The sequence below is a fragment of the Pseudarthrobacter sp. NPDC092419 genome, assembly GCF_044755045.1.
Classification (GTDB): domain Bacteria; phylum Actinomycetota; class Actinomycetes; order Actinomycetales; family Micrococcaceae; genus Arthrobacter.
In genome coordinates this window covers 61,549-78,605 of sequence record NZ_JBIVQF010000011.1, presented here as the reverse complement: position 1 = coordinate 78,605, position 17,057 = coordinate 61,549, and the positions used below count along the sequence as shown (strand labels likewise).

15 protein-coding genes are annotated in these 17,057 nt (G+C 68.1%); 3 read left to right on the top strand and 12 right to left on the bottom strand.

Features of this window, described 5'->3' with window-relative positions:
- Positions 1-43 precede the first annotated feature (43 nt).
- From nagB to ACIQC0_RS15475, 6 genes are read right to left on the bottom strand one after another with little or no spacing between them, the layout of a single operon-like run.
- A complete protein-coding gene (gene nagB / locus ACIQC0_RS15500) occupies positions 44-817 on the bottom strand; it encodes a glucosamine-6-phosphate deaminase (RefSeq protein ID WP_377216912.1) in 774 nt (257 codons plus the stop codon).
- Between the two features lie 41 nt (positions 818-858).
- A complete protein-coding gene (locus ACIQC0_RS15495) occupies positions 859-2,427 on the bottom strand; it encodes a transporter (protein WP_400536248.1) in 1,569 nt (522 codons plus the stop codon).
- A complete protein-coding gene (locus ACIQC0_RS15490; protein WP_400536245.1) occupies positions 2,409-3,197 on the bottom strand; it encodes an ABC transporter ATP-binding protein in 789 nt (262 codons plus the stop codon). The genes ACIQC0_RS15495 and ACIQC0_RS15490 overlap by 19 nt, the downstream gene beginning before the upstream one ends.
- 16 nt (positions 3,198-3,213) lie before the next feature.
- A complete protein-coding gene (locus ACIQC0_RS15485) occupies positions 3,214-4,308 on the bottom strand; it encodes an NADH:flavin oxidoreductase/NADH oxidase (RefSeq protein WP_400536242.1) in 1,095 nt (364 codons plus the stop codon).
- On the bottom strand, positions 4,308-5,306 hold the full coding sequence (locus ACIQC0_RS15480; RefSeq protein WP_400536239.1) for a co-chaperone YbbN: 999 nt from the start codon (positions 5,304-5,306) through the stop codon (positions 4,308-4,310). Before ACIQC0_RS15480 ends, ACIQC0_RS15485 begins: the two co-directional genes overlap by 1 nt.
- Before the next feature lie 51 nt (positions 5,307-5,357).
- Positions 5,358-7,076, bottom strand: a complete 1,719-nt coding sequence (locus ACIQC0_RS15475) for a hypothetical protein (protein WP_400536236.1) — start codon at positions 7,074-7,076, stop codon at positions 5,358-5,360.
- A 517-nt stretch (positions 7,077-7,593) separates the two neighbouring features.
- Here ACIQC0_RS15475 and ACIQC0_RS15470 point away from each other — a divergent pair.
- A complete protein-coding gene (locus tag ACIQC0_RS15470; protein ID WP_377216982.1) occupies positions 7,594-8,772 on the top strand; it encodes an AI-2E family transporter in 1,179 nt (392 codons plus the stop codon).
- Positions 8,773-8,835: 63 nt separating this feature from the next.
- Here the strand turns inward: ACIQC0_RS15470 and ACIQC0_RS15465 are convergent, their stop codons facing one another.
- Together ACIQC0_RS15465 and ACIQC0_RS15460 are read right to left on the bottom strand one after the other, a co-directional pair.
- Positions 8,836-9,633: an alpha/beta hydrolase gene (locus ACIQC0_RS15465; RefSeq protein WP_400536233.1), complete on the bottom strand. Its 798-nt coding sequence runs from the start codon at positions 9,631-9,633 to the stop codon at positions 8,836-8,838.
- An 80-nt stretch (positions 9,634-9,713) separates the two neighbouring features.
- Positions 9,714-10,061 carry an ATP/GTP-binding protein gene (locus tag ACIQC0_RS15460; RefSeq protein WP_400536230.1) on the bottom strand — a complete coding sequence of 116 codons (348 nt, stop codon included), beginning with the start codon at positions 10,059-10,061 and terminating at the stop codon, positions 9,714-9,716.
- A gap of 71 nt (positions 10,062-10,132) precedes the next feature.
- Here ACIQC0_RS15460 and nucS point away from each other — a divergent pair, with 71 nt between their 5' ends.
- Positions 10,133-10,828: an endonuclease NucS gene (nucS, locus tag ACIQC0_RS15455; RefSeq protein WP_400536227.1), complete on the top strand. Its 696-nt coding sequence runs from the start codon at positions 10,133-10,135 to the stop codon at positions 10,826-10,828.
- 276 nt (positions 10,829-11,104) lie between these two features.
- Positions 11,105-11,308, top strand: coding sequence for a cold-shock protein (locus ACIQC0_RS15450; protein WP_011692441.1), 204 nt, complete (start codon positions 11,105-11,107; stop codon positions 11,306-11,308).
- A 78-nt stretch (positions 11,309-11,386) separates the two neighbouring features.
- On the opposite strand, the gene ACIQC0_RS15445 is transcribed toward ACIQC0_RS15450, so the two are convergent.
- The 4 genes from ACIQC0_RS15445 to ACIQC0_RS15430 all read right to left on the bottom strand — a co-directional run bounded on the left by ACIQC0_RS15445 (position 11,387) and on the right by ACIQC0_RS15430 (position 17,054).
- Complete coding sequence (locus ACIQC0_RS15445) at positions 11,387-11,770, bottom strand: ArsR/SmtB family transcription factor (RefSeq protein WP_377216921.1); 384 nt, start codon at positions 11,768-11,770, stop codon at positions 11,387-11,389.
- The gene (locus ACIQC0_RS15440) at positions 11,739-13,037 is read right to left on the bottom strand and encodes an MFS transporter (RefSeq protein ID WP_400536223.1); all 1,299 of its coding nucleotides are present in this window, start codon (positions 13,035-13,037) and stop codon (positions 11,739-11,741) included. The genes ACIQC0_RS15445 and ACIQC0_RS15440 overlap by 32 nt, the downstream gene beginning before the upstream one ends.
- Before the next feature lie 82 nt (positions 13,038-13,119).
- Positions 13,120-15,726 carry a bifunctional lysylphosphatidylglycerol flippase/synthetase MprF gene (locus ACIQC0_RS15435; RefSeq protein WP_400536220.1) on the bottom strand — a complete coding sequence of 869 codons (2,607 nt, stop codon included), beginning with the start codon at positions 15,724-15,726 and terminating at the stop codon, positions 13,120-13,122.
- The gene (locus ACIQC0_RS15430; protein ID WP_377216924.1) at positions 15,708-17,054 is read right to left on the bottom strand and encodes an alpha/beta hydrolase; all 1,347 of its coding nucleotides are present in this window, start codon (positions 17,052-17,054) and stop codon (positions 15,708-15,710) included. The genes ACIQC0_RS15435 and ACIQC0_RS15430 overlap by 19 nt, the downstream gene beginning before the upstream one ends.
- Between the last annotated feature and the right edge of the window lie 3 nt (positions 17,055-17,057).

Below are 17,057 nucleotides of genomic sequence, written 5' to 3'. Positions count from 1 at the left end.
GCGCCGGGCACCAGCCCAGGCGCGCCGGCCCGGAGCCCCTGAGCTAGAGGCCCTGCCACGCCGGCTTGCTGTCATAGGTATGCCGGTAGAAGTCGGCGAGCTTCAAGGCGGAAGCTGCCGCTTCATCCAGCAGCACGGTGGCGTGCGGGTGGAACTGCAGCACCGATGCCGGGCAGATGGCCGATACCGGTCCTTCCACCAGGTCCCGGACGGCCTGTGCTTTCCGCGCACCGGTGGCCAGGAGCACCACGTGCCGGGCTTCCATGATGGTGCCCAGGCCCTGGGTGATGACGTGGTGCGGGACATCGGCCAGGCTGGTGAAGAACCGCGCGTTGTCCCTGCGGGTTTGCTCGATCAGACTCTTGATCCGAGTCCGCGAGGCCAGCGAGGACCCCGGCTCGTTGAAGGCGAGATGCCCGTCGGTGCCCACGCCCAGCAACTGCAGGTCGATTCCCCCGGCGGCCGCGATGGCTTCTTCGTAGGCGGCGCACGCTGCCGGAATGTCCGCCGCCGTCCCGTCCGGGCAATGCACGTTCTCCGGCCGGATGTTCACCCGGTTGGTGAACCCGCGTCGGATCACCTCTCGGTAGGACTCGGGATGGCCTTCCGGAAGCCCCACGTACTCGTCCAGCGCGAAAGCGGATACACGGTTGAAATCCAGGCCGGGCCTTGCTGCCAGCTCATCGTAAACGGGCAGGGGCGAGGAGCCCGTGGCAAGGCCCAGGACCGCGTCCGGCGTGCGCTCCAGGAGGGCCTGGATGGCGTCCGCGGCCAGGCGTCCCGGCGCTTTGCTGCCGTTGAGGATCACTACTTCCATGGGGATTCCTTTCCGGATTGTCTAAAGCGGCGGTGACTGCTTCACCGGTTCACCGCCACCTGGGCCAGCAGCTCAGGGCCGCGGGCATCGAGCCACCTGCCTCCCAGCCGGACTCCCCCGGCCAGCAGGGCCAGACCCAGCAGTGGGCCCGCCGCGAGGTTGGCCCAGCCCAGCACGTGGTTCCCGGTGGTGACTTCGGCCACGAACAGGACGGCTTCCGGCAGGACCAGGACCCCCAGGAGCGCCATGCCGATGAGTTGGACGGCCAAGGTCTGGGCCACGTTTCCGGGCGGCTTCTTGAAGGGACTGTCGCCGGGAAGTGGAACGGCCACCGTGTACCGCGCGGACACCACTGAGGACAGGCCGAGGCCGGTCAGCAGGATCCCCACGCTGAGGCCCAGCAGGCCCGGGAGGCCTGTCCACGACCCGTTGAGTGCCGCCTGCCCCACTCCGAAGGCCAGGACCACCGGCAGGGCAAAGGCGAGGCAGGCCAGCACGCGCCCCAGCCGGTCCGCCGCGCCGGAGACTCCGGTGGCCAGATGCAGCGCGAAGGCGGTGTTGTCATACGAGACGTCCGCGGATATCGACCACGCCAGAATGAACGCCACCAGAGGAGGAAGGATCACCAGCCCGTCGAAGTCTCCTGTTTGGACGCCCTGGAAGTAGAGGACAAGAGGCAGCAGCGGGATCACTGCCAGCGACCCGGAATAGCGCGGGTCCTTGACCCAGTAGGTCAGGCAGCGGGCCATGACGGCGGCTGCGGGAACAGCAGGCACGGCCCCGAGGAGCCCGGGGTGGCCGCCGCCGCGTTTGGCCGAACCCGCAAACGGTGGAGTGACCAGGGCGCGTTCCAGAAGCGCCTTCCACCACCAGGTCAGCCCCGCCACCGTCGCCGCGGCAATCAGCAGCTTGAGGGCCGCGGCACCGCCCAGTCCGGCGGAGGCGTCGCCGCCCACAGACCAGGCCGCACCCAGGGGCGTCCAGGACAGCACCCGTGCCAGGTCGGGGAGGAATGCAGGCGCCTGCCCCTCCTTGGCCAGGACCGCCAACACCGGAACCAGGACCACCAGCGGAACCAGGAAGGCCAGGCCGCTGGCGTCCTTGAACCGCCGGGAAGCGGCAAGGCCGGCCGTGGCGGTGGTGACCACCTTGGCAAGGATGATGCAGCCGGCAACGCCCAGCAGGGCGCCGGCGACTGCCGCGAGCGCCGGAACGATTCCGGTGGACCAGGTGGCAACGGTGGCAAGGGCAACAAGGAGCGTGGCAAGGCCGGGCACTCCGAGCAGGCCTGCCAGGGCGAGGCCGGCGAGCAGTTGGGTCATGGGAACGGCGAAAGTGGTGAAACGGGACGGATCCAGAGTCAGGTCCGTGGCGGCGGCCACCACCGGCACGATTCCCCACCCGCCGAACGCCGCGGTTCCGCCGAGGACGACGGCGGTATAGGCCGCCTCGTGCGGGGCGGAGCGCAGCGCCACGAGGATCAGGACCAAGGTGGCGACCACACCGAGCGCATAGAGCGCTGCCAGGACCATGCCGGCCAGCTGCCACGGGCTTCGCCGCAGCCCGTTGCGAAGCAGCGCCAGCTTCAGCCTCAGAAGGTGCGCAACCATTCCAGCCCCTCCGTGCTGTTCCTGCCGCCTACCAGGTCCACGAAGCGTTCCTCGAGCGTGACGTTTCCACGCACCTCTGCCACGGTTCCCGCGGCGAGGATCCTGCCGGAGGCCACCACCGCCACGTGGCTGCACATGCGCTGGACCAAGTCCATGACATGGCTGGAGACAATCACCGTTCCGCTGGACGCCACGTAGCGGTCCAGGATGGCGCGGATGTTGGCTGCGGACACAGGGTCCACGGCTTCGAACGGTTCATCCAGCACCAGGACGCGAGGGGCATGGATGAGGGCCGAGGCAAGAGCGATCTTCTTGGTCATCCCGGCTGAGTAGTCCACCACCAGCGTCCCGGCCTCCTGGTCCAGGTCCATTGCCGCCAGGAGCTCAGCAACCCGGGGGGCCACCGTGGCGCGGTCCATGCCCCGCAGCAGGCCTGCGTAGGTCAGGAGCTGCTCCCCGCTCAGCCGGTCAAAGAGGCGGACGCCGTCCGGCAGGATGCCCAGGAGCCGCTTTGCCTCGAGCGGGTGCTGCCAGACATCCATGCCGTGGACCAGTGCGGTGCCGAACTCCGGACGCAGCAGTCCCGTGGCCATGGACAACAGCGTGGTCTTGCCGGCGCCGTTGGGGCCTACGATGCCGAAGAACGACCTTGCGGGAACGTCAAGGCTGATGCCGTCCACGGCAATCTTGTTGCCGAACCGCTTGGCCAGGCCGCGAAGGGACAAGGCTGGCACTTCCGTGTGGGCTACCGGCTGCGGCGGGACGGTCATGCTGCCAGCCTAGACCCTAGAACGATTGTCGGGGCATGGCCCGTTCATACTGCGGCGGCCACGGCAAGTCATGCCCCAGTTCGAACGCGGCACGCAGCCACCAGTGCGGATCACGCAGCGCCGCCCGGGCGATCAGGACCGCGTCAGCCTGTCCCGTGGCCACAGCGTGTTCCGCCTGGTCCGGCGAGGTCAGCAGCCCCACTGTTCCGGTGGGAACGTCCGCCTGGCTGCGAATGGCCGCGGCAAATCCGGTTTGGTAGCCCGGACCTGGCTTGATCTGCTGGTGGGGTACCAATCCCCCGCTGGAGACGTCGATCAGGTCCACACCGCGGTGCACCGCTTCCCTCGCCAGGCGTACCGAGGCGGCAGGGTCCACGCCGCCAGGCGACCAGTCAGTCGCCGAAATCCGCAGAAGGAGCGGCATGGAATCGGGAATGGCACCGCGCACGGCATCCACGACAGCCAACATGAGCCGGTTGCGGCCGGCTTCGTCGCCGCCCCAGCCGTCCTGGCGCGTGTTGCTCAGCGGGCTCTGGAACTGGTGCAGGAGGTAGCCGTGCGCCCCGTGAATCTCGACGGTGTCGAAGCCGGCATCCACGGCACGGTGAGCGGAAGCGGCGAAGTCTGCGATGACCTGGCGGATCTGATCCTCGGTCATGGCAGCCGGTGCGGCATAGCCGTCAAACGCGACCGGTGAGGGACCCCGGGTGGTCCAACCGCCGTCGGCCGCTTCCACGCTGCCCCGCCGGTCCGAGAACGGCCAGTAGACCGATGCCTTCCGGCCCGCGTGCGCAAGCTGGACGCCGATCCGGGTGCCCGTGCCGTGCCGGTGGACGAACCCGGTGATGCGCTGCCAGGCTTCGTGCTGCGCATCGTTGTAGAGGCCGGTGTCCCGCGGGCTGATCCGGCCCTCGGGGTTGACCGCGGTGGCCTCTGTCAGGATCAGGGCGGCCCCGCCGGCGGCGAAGGATCCCAGGTGCATCAGGTGCCAGTCGTTCGGCACGCCTGGCGCTTCAGGATCATCGCAGCTGTATTGGCACATCGGGGAAACCCAGCCCCGGTGCGGGATCTCCAGGCCGCGCAGCGTCAGCGGTTCGAAGAGCGCAGGCACTAGAACAGGACCCGGGCGAGCGCCTGGCGGGCCTTGGCCACCCGCTCGTCGCCGGCGCCCACCACGTCGAACAGCTCCAGCAGGCGGACGCGGGCTGTTTCCCGTTCCGGTCCGAAGTTCCGTCCGATGAACGCGACCAGCCGGTTGAGGGCGTCTTCTACATGCCCGCCGGCGACGTCGAGATCGGCCACCGCCAGTTGCGCCTGCAGGTTGTCAGGTTCGTCGGCGGCCTGCGAACGCACGGCCTCGCTGTCCTGGGCCGAAAGCGGCTGAAGCCTGGCCATCAGCTCTACCTGGGCCAGGCCCGCCTTGGCCTCGTGGTCCGACGGCATTTCATTGAGCGCCTGCCGGTAGGCATCGGCTGCGGCGGCGTAGTCGCCTGCCTCGATGGCATCAAAGGCGGCCTGGTGGAGCGGGGGCAGCGGCGCGGGTGCGGCATCCTTGGGTTCCCCGGCGCCCAGGCTTCCGGTGACGCCGTTGGCAGCGGCGACCTTGAGCAGTTCATCGAACAGGCTCCGGACCTGCTGCTCGTCGGCGCCGCCCTGGAACAGCGGAACGGGCTGGCCCTTCAGGACCGCAACCGCCGTGGGCACAGCCTGGACCTGGAAGGCCTGGGCCAGCTGAGGGAAAGCGTCAATGTCCGCGGTGCCCAGCACCAGGCGTCCGCCGTAACCGGCCACGAGGCGTTCCAGCGTTTCCACCATGGCGGCAGATTCGGGCGAGTAGGAGGCCCACAGCGCGAACACGACGGGGACCTGGGCCGAGAGCTCAACGAGCTGCTGGAAATTGCCCTCGGTGACCGTGACGCTCAGTTCGGGGCTGCCTTGGCCGCCAGGGGTCTCCTGTCCGGCCTGGGTTCCCGGCCCGCCGGGAACACCGCCGGGCGCTTGCGGGGCAGGCTGTGAAGGCCGTTTCAGGGAAGAAAGGTCGACGGCGCCGCGCAGGTTAACCAGATTGGCAGCGGCAGGAGGGACTGGGCGGGAAGCTGGCGAACTCATGCTTTCCACTCTAGCCACTCCGGCCGCTGCCGGAAGTACTGGGGGCGGGTCCTACTTGAAGCTGGCGCCCACCAGGCCGCGGGTTGCGGCTACCAGTTTCATCGGGTCCGCAGAACCAGCCGGCGGGACGTAGACCGCCACGGATTCGGCGAAGGTCAGCACCATGCCGGTTGTGGTGACCGTTCCTCCGGCCAGCGCGGCGGCATCGCTGCCAATGGTGAGCTTGTCCCCCTCGGCCTTGGGCGTGCCTTGGAAGCCGAAGTTGATCCTGCCCAACACCAATGCGCCGCCGTCGGAGGTGCGGAACACCACGGTGCTGTCCGGAACCACCTTATGGGTGAAGGTGAAGTTGCCATTGGTTCCGGCCTTGACCACCTCTGCCTGGTAGGACAGCGTGTCTGCGATGTACGGCGAGGAGTTGCCTTCCACCAGCTTGGATTTGAAGGCCGAGTTGGACTTGGTGAGCCGGTCAGCCAGGCCGGCCATGGCCTCGGCACCGCTGTAGAGCAGTCCGGACTTGTCATCCGCGGCCAGGGTGTCCGTTCCTTCACGGCTGATGGAGGGGAAGGTAGCGCCGGGCTGCAGGGGGGTGGTTTCCACGAGCTTGTAGTTCTCGCGCGGAGATGACTGGACCAGCGTCAGCAGCTGCGGGACAACATTGCCGTCACCCTGGGTGACTGCAAGGACGGACCGCGGCCAGTCGCGGTCGGTGGTCACCACCGTGGTGAGGAGCTTGGTGGCCCGGACAGGCATCCTGGCAGCGTAGCTTCCCACCTTGGACCGGATCTTGTAGTTCTGGGTGCGGACCTCAAGCTCGGTACCTCCCACGCGGCTGGCCAGCTTGCCCGCATTCTTTGCTGCGTCCCCGGCCTCGACCGCGCTGGAGACCTGCTCCAGGATGCGGCGGAACTGCGTGTCCAGCAGGACCGGCGACGCCGCGGCATCGGCGCCTTCCGCTCCGCCCGGGGAAGGCTCGGCCGAGGAAGCTCCCCCGGTGGGCTGAGGACTCGGACTGGCCGCTTGCGCCACAGGCGCGGAGACCGCGACAAGGATGGCAGCCAGTCCGGCCGCCACCATGCTGAGCCCGGATGCCTGCCGGGACCTGGCTTTCGCCTCGTTGCGGGCGCGGGCTTTTCGGGCGAAGCCGCCGCCGAAGCCCTTGCCGCCGCCGCGGATGGCAGCCGCACCGCCCAGAGCCATGAAGACGCCGGCCAGGATGAGCAGGCCGCCCAGGACCATGAGCGGAATGGCCCACGGAGTGGAGGTGTCGTTGGGGAAGGTCATGGAGACCTTGGCGGGAGCCGCCTTGGTTCCGTCCGAGGCCAGCAGGAGGGACCAGTCGCCGTCTGCGGGCGGGGTCCAGGAGTACTCCAGCTCGCCGCTGGCGTTCTCGGTGGCCACCCAGAGGTCGGACGCGGCCGGGTTGGGCGCGGTGGCCTCGCCATCGGCGTGCTCCACCTGCAGCTCCTTGCCGTCCTCGGAGACCCCCGTGACAGTGTTGTGCGCCGTTTTCCCGACCCAGGCTTCGACGTCGTCCGGCCGGCCGGCGGCCAGCAGGAAGCTGCCGTCGCCTTCGACCGTGATGGTCGGCGTGCCGCCGTGGAGGGTACGGAGCTCCTGGTCAATGACCGTGAGGGGGGCTTCGGCGGCGCTTTCCGGCAGGGATGCCGTAAAGGTCTCTGCCGGTGCCCAGATGGTTCTCTGGCCGATACCGGCCAAAAGTGTCAGGAGGCCGAGCAGCACAAGTGCGGCTGCAGTCTTTAAACGCAAGGGAAACACCTATCATCAGCGGGGGTTTACCTTCAATAGTAACCGTTTTGTTACCAGGTCCTCGGAGCGGGGCGCCGGAGCGGGTCCTGCGGCCCTGTTGACAGGGCTGCTGATAGTGTTTGCGAAGATTCGACAGACCGGCCCGCCCACGCGGTGCCCCGCACGGAACAGGCCCCAGGATTCAGTGACTGACAAGACGGACGGCGGCCCGGCGGCAGCCGGACAACCGGGCGGGAAGCCAACCCCGGGCACCGGCCCTTCCACGACTGCCGGTTCCGCTGCCGGGGCCGGGCCTGCGGGGGCCGCGCGCGGCCAGGCTGCACAAAACCGGTCTTCGCAGGGTCAGGCGCCGCAGGGCCAACCGCCGCAGCGCGGTGCTGCGCCCGACCAGCCGTCACAGGGCAGGCGGTCACAGGGCCAGGCGTCACCCAACCAGGCAACCGGTCTGCCCGGCCCCGCGGCTGGACCCGCTGCCGCCCGGCGCAAGTTCCCTGCCGCCGCCGGCCTTGGCCTCGTCATGCGCAGGCTGCGCCAGCCGCTGCCCGGCGCCCAGCCCAGGCTGCGCTTCGAAATGCCGCCGGAGGCCCAACACAACGGAAGCAGCGAAGTGGACGGCCAGGACCAGCTGGAACCCCGGTTTGGCGACCTTGGTCCGCGCATGTCCCCGCAGCACCCCCTGTACATGGGATTCATGGGCACGGTAGGCGTTGGCCTCGCACTGCTGGTCTACTGGATCGGGTCCAACACCACGCAGCTGCTGCTGTGGATCGTCGCGGCCCTGTTCATCGCCCTGGGACTGGAGCCGGTGGTCAGCTGGCTCGAAAGCCGCAGGATCCCCCGGCCGGCGGGCATCCTCGTCTCCGTCGGCGTGCTGGTGAGCGCCGTCGTTGGATTCTTTGCCACCCTGATCCCCACCATCGTGGAACAGGTGACCGAAATCGTGGAGCAGGCTCCGGTCTGGATCCGGGACTTCCTCGACTCCGAATTCTTCCAGAGCCTGGACAACCAGTTCGGCGTGCGCGACCGGGTCACGGACGAACTGGACAAGTTCGTCAACGACCCCGCCGCCATGGGAGGCATCTTCGGTGGTGTGGTGGGCTTCGGATCAACGGTGGCCAACGGGCTGTTCGGCGCCCTGATCGTCCTGGTGCTCAGCCTCTACTTCCTGGCGGCGCTTCCGGCCATGAAGAAATGGGGCTACCGGCTGGCGCCGCGTTCCCGCCGGGACCGTGTGGAGGCCCTCTCCGAAGAAATCACCCGCTCCGTCGGCAACTACGTCATGGGCCAGGCCATCGTGGCGCTGCTTAACGCGACGTTTGCCTTCATCGTGATGTCCATCGTGGGCATCCCCTTTGCGCTGCTGCTGGGTTTCGTTGTGGCGTTGCTTGCGTTCATACCGCTGGTGGGCGGCGTGATTGCCGGGGTCGTGGTTATCCTGGTGTCACTGACCGAAGGCTGGCAGAGCGCGGCCATCTACGCCATCGCCTACTTCGCCTACCTCCAGTTCGAGGCTTACTTCATCTCTCCACGCATCATGCAAAAGGCCGTGGCTGTTCCCGGCGCGGTGGCAGTCATCTCGGTAATCGCCGGCGGAAGCCTCCTGGGCGTCCTCGGCGCGCTGATCGCTATCCCCACCGCGGCGGCAGCGCTGCTCCTGATCCGGGAGATCTTTGTCGTCCGGCAGGACAAACACTAAAGGGCACGCGCTCCCGGCGGGACAAGCACCGGGCTCCGCAGCCTGGGAACCCGGGACCCGCAGCTAGGCCGTTGCGGTGGCCGCCGGCCCGTCCCACTCCGAGGGAAGCCCGCCCGGCGTCCCGCCAGGAACAACCGTCCCGACTATTTCCATCAACGCGCGCGACGCCTGCTTCTCCCCCACCCAGAGGTGCTTGGCGCCGTCGACCCCCACCACGCGGGCCTGCGGCACCAGGCTGAACCGCGAGGCGGCTTCGGCCGGCTGCAGATAGTCGTCGTGTTCGGGGACCACAACGGTCAACGGCTTGCCGGATTCGGCCCACTGCACCAGGTTCTTGTCCGTGGCGCGGTGCAGCGGCGGGGACAACAGCACGGCACCCTCAACCTCCTGCGCCACGGGGTCCACAGCACCGTACATCAGGGCCAGTTCGGTGCCGAAGGACCAACCCACCAGCCAGCGGTTGGGCAGGCCGCGCTCAACGGCGTATGCCACGGCCGCCTCTACGTCGTAGCGTTCACCCACGCCTTCCTCGAACGATCCGCCGCTGGTACCCCGCGGCGACGAGGTACCGCGGGTGTTGAAGCGCAGCACGGCAACGCCGGCCAGCGCCGGGAGGCGGTAGGACGCCTTTCGGAAAACGTGCGAGTCCATGAATCCGCCGTGGGTGGGCAGCGGGTGAAGCGTTATGAGGGTCGCTTTGACCTCGCCCGACTCCGGCAGTGCAAGCTCCCCCACCAGGGTGTGCCCGTCCGCCGTGCGCAGGTCCACGTTCTCGCGCCGCGCCGGCAGGACCGTTGCGGCGCGGATGGGCACAGGCCCCGGGGACTGGATGAAATCGTACGACGCCGGATCAAAAGTCATGCCTGCAAGCTTAGCCAGTTTCATGTCGTCTTTGCCCGTGGACGGGCTGGGGGCGCAGGGCTGGAGCGGTGCGGTGCGGCCTACCGGTAACGGTAGCTGCGGGTCATCCAGCAGTTTGTGTGCCAGTGGCGGCGTTCCGCCAGGCCGGCGGCCGTCCCGAAGAGATGGTCGTCCTTCCACACCACCAGGTGCGCTACCCCGGGAAGGACCGCCGTGGAGCATTCCGGGCAGATATACGTCTTCTCAGCGTTCCGGGCGGTCATGGTGCGGACCATCCAGTCGCCGTCGGGCGCGCTTTCCCGGCGGGCAATGCCGGCGCGGGCGCGCTCCAGGTCGAGCTCCGGCACCTCGCTGCTGCCCTTCCTGCCTGCGGCACGGGGACCACCCTTCCCGGAGACCGGACGGCGGGGGCGGTTGGAGCGCGGCATGGTTCCATTCTGCCCGACGCCGGCGGCGTCCGGCGCAAGCCCTTGCCCCGGCAGACGGTAGTCTGTACGGCGTGCGACTCGTGATAGCCAAATGCTCCGTTGATTACGTTGGCCGGCTCAAAGCCCACCTCCCCCTCGCGACCAGGCTCCTCCTGGTCAAGGCGGACGGCTCCGTGCTGGTCCACTCCGATGGCGGTTCCTACAAGCCGCTCAACTGGATGTGCCCGCCGGCAACCCTCCGTGTCACCTCTCCGGACGAGGTGGACCTGGAGTTGGGAGTGGTGGAACAGTGGACGGTCCAATCCGCCAAGACCGACGACCGCCTGATCATCAACATCCACGAGAAACTGGACGAGTCCTCGCATGACCTCGGCGTGGACCCGGGCCTGATCAAGGACGGGGTGGAAGCGGACCTCCAGCGGCTCCTGGCAGAACAGATCGAAACCTTGGGAACGGGCTACTCCCTGATTCGCCGCGAGTACTTCACCGCGATCGGTCCGGTGGACATCCTGGCCCGGGACGCGGACGGCGCCACGGTGGCCATCGAGCTGAAACGCCGCGGTGACATCGACGGCGTGGAGCAGCTTACCCGCTACCTTGAACTCCTGAACCGCGACCCCCTCCTGGCTCCGGTCCGGGGCATCTTTGCGGCCCAGCAAATCAAGCCCCAGGCGAAAGTCCTGGCCAACGACCGTGGAATTGATTGCGTCACGCTGGATTATGACGCAATGCGCGGCGTGGACGACAGCGAGTCCCGGCTCTTCTAGGTATCCGCAAGCGATAGGGCCGATGCGGTTAACCTGTTTTTTACCAAAATTTGCATTTTTTGCCTCTCTGGGCCGTTGACCTGCGGGAACGGGCATGAAATTCTTGAGTCAGTCTTTGTGTAGGTGTTTTTCATGCTCGCAAGACATGTTGCGAGCGCGAAGCTCCTGCAGCACCGGCCCTGAGCAGGGCGGGTAATCCAGGATTCTTCTCGCGGAGTGACCAAGGCCGGCGCGAGGTGTGCCGGTCTTAAACAAGTTCCAAATGAGGAGAAATACATGGCACAGGGAACCGTGAAGTGGTTCAACGCAGAAAAGGGCTTCGGCTTCATTACCCCGGACGACTCCGACGGTGACGTCTTTGTTCACTACTCCGAGATCCAGACCGGTGGATTCAAGACCCTCGACGAGAACCAGCGCGTTCAGTTCGAAATCGGCCAGGGCGCCAAGGGCCCCCAGGCCACCGGCGTGACCCTGGTCTAGCCTTCCAGCCGCCGGGCCACCGACCGGTGCGCAGCGACAGAGAGGATCCCCGGCACCATCGCCGGGGATCATCTTTGCTTAACCGTGGCTGGGCTCACCTGTCCTCCGGTGATCGGCGAGGTTGATGGTCTCCTGGATCAGCCGCAGCAGGTGCCCGTCATGGAGGGAATAGATGACGCGGCGCCCCTCCTTCCTGGTGTCCACCAGTCCGCTGAGGCGCAGCTTGGCCAAGTGCTGGCTGACAACAGTCCGCGGTACCGCGGCCGCGTCCACGAGCTCGGTCACCGACCGCGGCCCCTGCGACAGCTGCCAGAGAAGCTGTAGACGGGTGGGTTCGCCCAGCATGCGCAATGTGGCTGCTGCGCTGTCCAGCAACGCGACATCCGGCGTGACGGCGTGGAACAGAGAGGGCTGCCTGCCGCCTCCGCCGCTAACGCCGTTGTCCGGTCCGGCGTCCGGCATGCGTCTCTCCACTGCCCTCCTCCTCCTCTGCTGCGTCAGCGGCTCCAGCGTCCCGGGCTGGCCAGGCGGCGAACGCCGCCGCAGTGCCCAGTGTGGCGAGGATTGTCAGCGCCGCTGCCATGGGTCCCAGCCCGGCGGCCGCGCCAAGCCACCCGGCCAGCGGGTACGCCACCATATAGCAGGCATGGGACAGCGAAAACTGCGCAGTGAAGACATACGGACGGGTGTGCTCCGTAGACGCCTCCCGCAGCAACCGGGCAGAGGGCGTCAGGATGGTGGAGTTTCCGGCGCCCAGCAGGAACCACAGGGCCGGCAGCCACCACCAACCCGGCCCGGAGCCGGCCAAGGCGGCGGCCCGGAACGTCAGTGCGGTGACACCGGCCAGCACCACCGGGATCAATGCTGCTCCGGCCATCATCACAGCGCGGTCCCCGTATCGCGCCAACAGCGCCGGCGCCGAGAGCGCTACGAGCATGGATCCCACGCCGAAGCAGGCCAGCACCAGCGCGAGGTCCGTCTCCGGCCGCCGCAGCACCTCCCGCACGTAGACCACGGAGTTGACCAGGACCAGCGCGGTGGGAGCGGCCACCACCAGGTTAAGGGCCAGCAGCGAGCGCAGCCTTCCGTTCCGCCAAAAGATTCGCGTGCCCAGGGTGGTGCGCTGCCAGAGCGACCCTGTCGTCCCGGGGGCGGCATCCGGCGCCGGCAGCATTGTCACCGCAACCAGGCCTGCCGATACGAGGAAGCCGGCCACCGTGCCGAGAAAGAGGTTGCTGTAACTGACCCTGGTCAGCAGCAACGCCGCCAACGCAGGGCTGGCCAGGGCTTCCAGGTCATACGCTAGCCGGGAGAGCGATAGCGCCCGGGTGTAGTCCCGTTCGTCTTTCAGCACGCTGGGAATCAGGGACTGGAAGGTCGGCGTGAAGGTGGCCGACGCTGACTGCAGCAGGAAGGTGACCACATAGATCTGCCAGGCTTCCGTGATGAACGGCAGGCACAGCGCCATGCCGGCCCGGACCAGGTCGGCACCGATCAGCACCGGCTTCTTGGGAAGCCGGGCCACCAGTGCGTTCACTACCGGTGCGAAGCCCACGTAAGCCAGCATCTTGATGGTCAGCGCCGTTCCCATGACTGCGCCGGCACTGCTTCCCGCAATGTCGAAGGCGAGCAAGCCCAGCGCAACGGTCAACAGGCCGGTTCCCAGCAGGGCCACCACCTGGGCGGAGAATAGCCTCCGGTACGTCGTGTCCCGCAACACCGCCAGCATCGGGCCTCCGTCAAGTGCATATGTGCGTCATCGTGCACTCAATGCTAGCGCGTGGCTGCCACCGAGTGTCAGTCCGGACGCACTACCGCACCAGGGTGCGCAGGAGCCGAGCGCCCTGCCCGAAGGACAGGCCGGGCAGGTACGCACGGGTCAGGGCCCGCCCGATCGCCGGAAGGTGCAGTGGATCCTGGTAATAAAGGTAAAGGGACCGGTATTCCGGTTTGAACCTTGATTTGAAGGCCGCCAGCGAGCGGAAGCCGTACACCGGTTCCAGAGCCTTGCCCACCACGTCCAGGATCCGCACCAGGCTTTCGTGGCCGCCGTCGCCGGCAGGTTGTCCGCCGCCGGCCGTCGCCGGGCCAAGGGCAGCAGCCGGAGCCTCCACGCCTGCCGCGCCTTCGGGCCGGCGGGCCAGCGGCGACCCGGACAGCGAGATCGTGTCCACCGATCCGCGCAATTCCAGCACGGCGGACGCGATCAGGAACTCCATCACGCCGGGAAATGCTGCGGCACCCCGGCGCATGACGTCCAGCGTGCGACTGACCAGCCTCCCGCCGTCGTACACGGGTAGCCAGCTGGTGACCCCGTGCACGGCGCCCTCCGGATCCACGGCGAGGCAGCAGAGGACCGCGGGGTCGTCCAGTTCGTCCACGCCGCCCAGGGTAAAGCCCATCTCCGGCACCGACTTGCCGGCGGCCCACTCCTCCGATACCTCGTCCAGCCGCGCGCGCAGCCCCGCAGGGAGCTCACGGTACGGCGCCCATACCGGGCGGATGCCCAGCTTCGCGGCGCGGTTCTGCGCTGTCCTGACGTTCTGCCACTCCTTGCCCTTGAACTCAAGGTTCCGGACGTCAAGCCGGGTCTCCTGGGCCACCTCCACCCGCGCGAAACCGCGGCCCCGCAAAGCAGGCCAAAGGTCCTCGCTGCAGGAGTAGAGTGCCGGCACCAGGGCATGGTCCCGGCAATACGCAAGAAATCCCTCAAGCGTCGCCTGCCGATGGGTGGACGGCCCAAACGGGTCGCCCAGCGTCAGCGCGACGCTGCCGTGCGGTTGGAAGGCGACGGCGCCGTTTCCGTCGGGGCTTAGCCAATAGGAGTTGGGTTCCCATAAAGCCATCCAGGACAGCGGTCCCCCGCCCTGATGGAGCAGGCTGCGCACTTTTTCGCGCTCCTCCTGTCCCGGGTCCTGGGCGCGGTGGCTGCCGCGCAGGGCCCACCACACCGCGGCCAGCGCAATGCTCCAGAAAACGGGTCCTGACGCGGCGAACAGAATGGTTTCAGCGCTGCTCCGGCCGGCAAAGAGCCCTTGGTAGTGCTGCGGCAGCGGGACGGGAAGATACTGCCTTGCCAGTTCCTCGAAGAGACCGGAAACGCCTTCGTCACGCTGGGGGCCGCCCGAAGCGAACCACGCGCCTGCGTAGGACCCCGCCAGCAGCAGCCAGGTGCCGCCCACCGCCAGGCCCAGTTTTTTCCGGACCGCGGGCGGCGTCTGCACGCGGAAGTGGCGCCGGTTCAGCCACAACACGCCCGCCAGAAGGAGTGGGGCCAGGGCGACCGGCAGGAGGAGGATGGCTGCGGTGCCGGCTGCCGCGCCGCGGGCAGCCTCCGGCGCGGGAACAATGGCGAAAAGCGCAAGGTAGACGACGGCGAGTGCCGCCACGGACAACTGCACGGCAAGGACGATATTCAGGGCCAGCCGCCGGCCCCGGCGCATCGCTTCAGCGCAAATCAGCAGCAGCGCAACCGGAACTACAGCCAGCGCCAACCCCAGGGGGCCGCCGAATTCCGCGGTCCCGCGCTCCAGGCACGCCGCACCCTCGGAAGCTCCGCAGCCGGCCGCGAGCTGCCCGAGGGTGGGAACGGGGCTCAGGACGATGTCGCGGAGCAGCGCCAGCGGTCCGGTGGGTGCGCGCGTGACGGCCGTCAGTACAGGTCCCACTGCAAATACCGCCACGGTGAGCGCCAGCAGGTTGCGGGTTTCCCTTCCCGTGGAGTGGTGGCGCCGCGGCTGGCCGTGTCCGCTTTGAATCCACCAGCCTGCCACCAGGCCAACCGTGGCGCCCAGCAGGCCCACGACTGTTTCCGGGTGGCCCACGTAAAGAACGAGCAGCAGCGAGCCTGCCAGGACCAGGGCCCGCAGGCGCCGCTGCCACAGCACCGGAAGGCGGGCACTGGCGGCCAGCCCCGCTGTAAGGACCGGAGCGTACGGGCCAACCAGCGTCTCATCCGCCATCGGTCCGAGCCAGGTGTCGCCCGCATACCCAGCCAACTGCGTCAGCAATAGGAAGATCGTCACGGCAGCAAACTGTCCGCCGAGCAACAGCGCCGCAGCGGCAGCAGTACCCAGTTTCCGCTCAGCGGGACCCATCAGGAAGAGGAGCATCAGCGACGCTGCAACGTACGCCAGCGGGTTGGTGGCAAAGAACAGGCTGGTGAACATGGACCACCAGTTGCCGGACCGGAGCCCGGAAGCACTCACGCCGGCAATATCCTGCAGGGCGGGCGGTGGACCGGTCAGGATACTCCCGGTCAGCGCGCCAATCCCCAGCAGGGCCAGCAGCACCGTCACCGTCAGGGGTGCCGAGGCCGCGGCCCGCCAGGCCCCCAGTGCCGCCGGCCGGATAAGGCGGCGCAACGCCGCTGCGGGATGCGGAGTTCCCTGGGCGGGCGTCACTGGGCGATCCCCCATCGCCGGGCCAGCTGGTCCAGGGCATCCGCCAGGCGCAGCGAGGACGTATCCCACGAATGCCCGGCGCCCTCAACCTCATGGGAATGCACGGTGAACCCGGCCTTCTCTGCGGCTGCAGTCAGCGTGCGCAGATACCCGAGAAACTCGGGGTCCCCGCTACCGGCCGTGAGGTATGCCAGGCTCCCGTCAAACCGCTGAGTTGCCATGATGGCCAGCGGCGTCTGCCGGGTGAAGGCGTCCGGAGCTCCGGGAAAGGCGGCCTCAATGGTGCGGTTCCGGTCCTTCGCCAGTGCCGGCTCGGCCTCCGCGGAGAAGGCGAGGACCGCGGGAAAAAGCTCGGGGTGCCGGGTCCCCAGCTGCAGCGCGCAGGTGCCACCGAACGAGAAGCCGCCGGCCGCCCACTGCCTGTGGTCCGTGTCAACGGCGAGGGTTGAGCTGATCCAGCCGACCACGTCCTCCGTAAGGAACGTATCTGCCTGCGCGATCCTGCTGTCCATGCACATGGTGTTGGCGGACTGCGAGCCATTGGGATCGGGTACCACCACCACCGGAGCAACGCCCCCGTGCGAGGAAGCAAAGGCGTCCATATGCTCCTGCAGCCTCCCGCCGGTCAGCCAGTCGGCGGGACCCCCGGGCTGCCCTGCCACCAGCACCAGGACGGGAAGTGCGGGACGGTTCTGCGCAAAATACGCGGGCGGCAGGTAGATGTACGCATCCCGGGTGGTCATACCCGAAGCGGTGCCTGGGATCGCGGACCTGCGCAGGACCCCCTCCTGGGGAAGCTCGCCTTGCGGCCGCCAGCCGTGGAGGGCGGCGCCGTCGGCCGCCCCCGCCTGGAGCATCAGCGATGGTTCCAAAGGCGGCACCCGGTCCGCCACGCCGCCGGTAAGGTCGGCCACCGAACGGTTCAGTCCATAGAACGCGTTGATCTGGAGGGCGGCCATCAGGACCACCAGGAAGACAGCGCCCGTTGCGGCGAGGCGGGCGCGCGGGCGGCTTTCGCGCCAATGCGCGGCCGTGAGCAGGCAAGCACCGACAGGCAGGACAATCCACAAGAGCACGGGCCCGGCGATACTACCCGGAAAGACGGCAAGAACGTTGACCAGGAACCAATGCAGGGACTGCACCAGGGCGAAGGCCCACGCTGCCGAAACGACGGTCCGATAAGCCCAGCGCCGGAAGCGGTCGGGACGGGTATAAGACAGGCGGTCTCCGCTGGCCAAGGGGCCGAAAGGCAACAGAAGGTAGGCCAGGGCGCCTGTACCCAGGATGAGGGCAGACCACCACAGCGGGCCGGCGGTAAGCCGGACGTCGAGGATCCAATCCACGCG

Coding starts and splice junctions, on each gene's coding strand:
- ACIQC0_RS15450 (WP_011692441.1), top strand. CDS start 11,105: ATGGCACAGGGAACCGTGAAGTGGTTCAACGCAGAAAAGGGCTTCGGC.
- ACIQC0_RS15435 (WP_400536220.1), bottom strand. CDS start 15,726: ATGGGGGATCGCCCAGTGACGCCCGCCCAGGGAACTCCGCATCCCGCA.
- ACIQC0_RS15465 (WP_400536233.1), bottom strand. CDS start 9,633: ATGACTTTTGATCCGGCGTCGTACGATTTCATCCAGTCCCCGGGGCCT.
- nagB (WP_377216912.1), bottom strand. CDS start 817: ATGGAAGTAGTGATCCTCAACGGCAGCAAAGCGCCGGGACGCCTGGCC.
- ACIQC0_RS15495 (WP_400536248.1), bottom strand. CDS start 2,427: ATGGTTGCGCACCTTCTGAGGCTGAAGCTGGCGCTGCTTCGCAACGGG.
- ACIQC0_RS15460 (WP_400536230.1), bottom strand. CDS start 10,061: ATGCCGCGCTCCAACCGCCCCCGCCGTCCGGTCTCCGGGAAGGGTGGT.
- ACIQC0_RS15490 (WP_400536245.1), bottom strand. CDS start 3,197: ATGACCGTCCCGCCGCAGCCGGTAGCCCACACGGAAGTGCCAGCCTTG.
- ACIQC0_RS15445 (WP_377216921.1), bottom strand. CDS start 11,770: ATGCCGGACGCCGGACCGGACAACGGCGTTAGCGGCGGAGGCGGCAGG.
- ACIQC0_RS15470 (WP_377216982.1), top strand. CDS start 7,594: ATGCGCAGGCTGCGCCAGCCGCTGCCCGGCGCCCAGCCCAGGCTGCGC.
- ACIQC0_RS15480 (WP_400536239.1), bottom strand. CDS start 5,306: ATGAGTTCGCCAGCTTCCCGCCCAGTCCCTCCTGCCGCTGCCAATCTG.
- ACIQC0_RS15440 (WP_400536223.1), bottom strand. CDS start 13,037: ATGCTGGCGGTGTTGCGGGACACGACGTACCGGAGGCTATTCTCCGCC.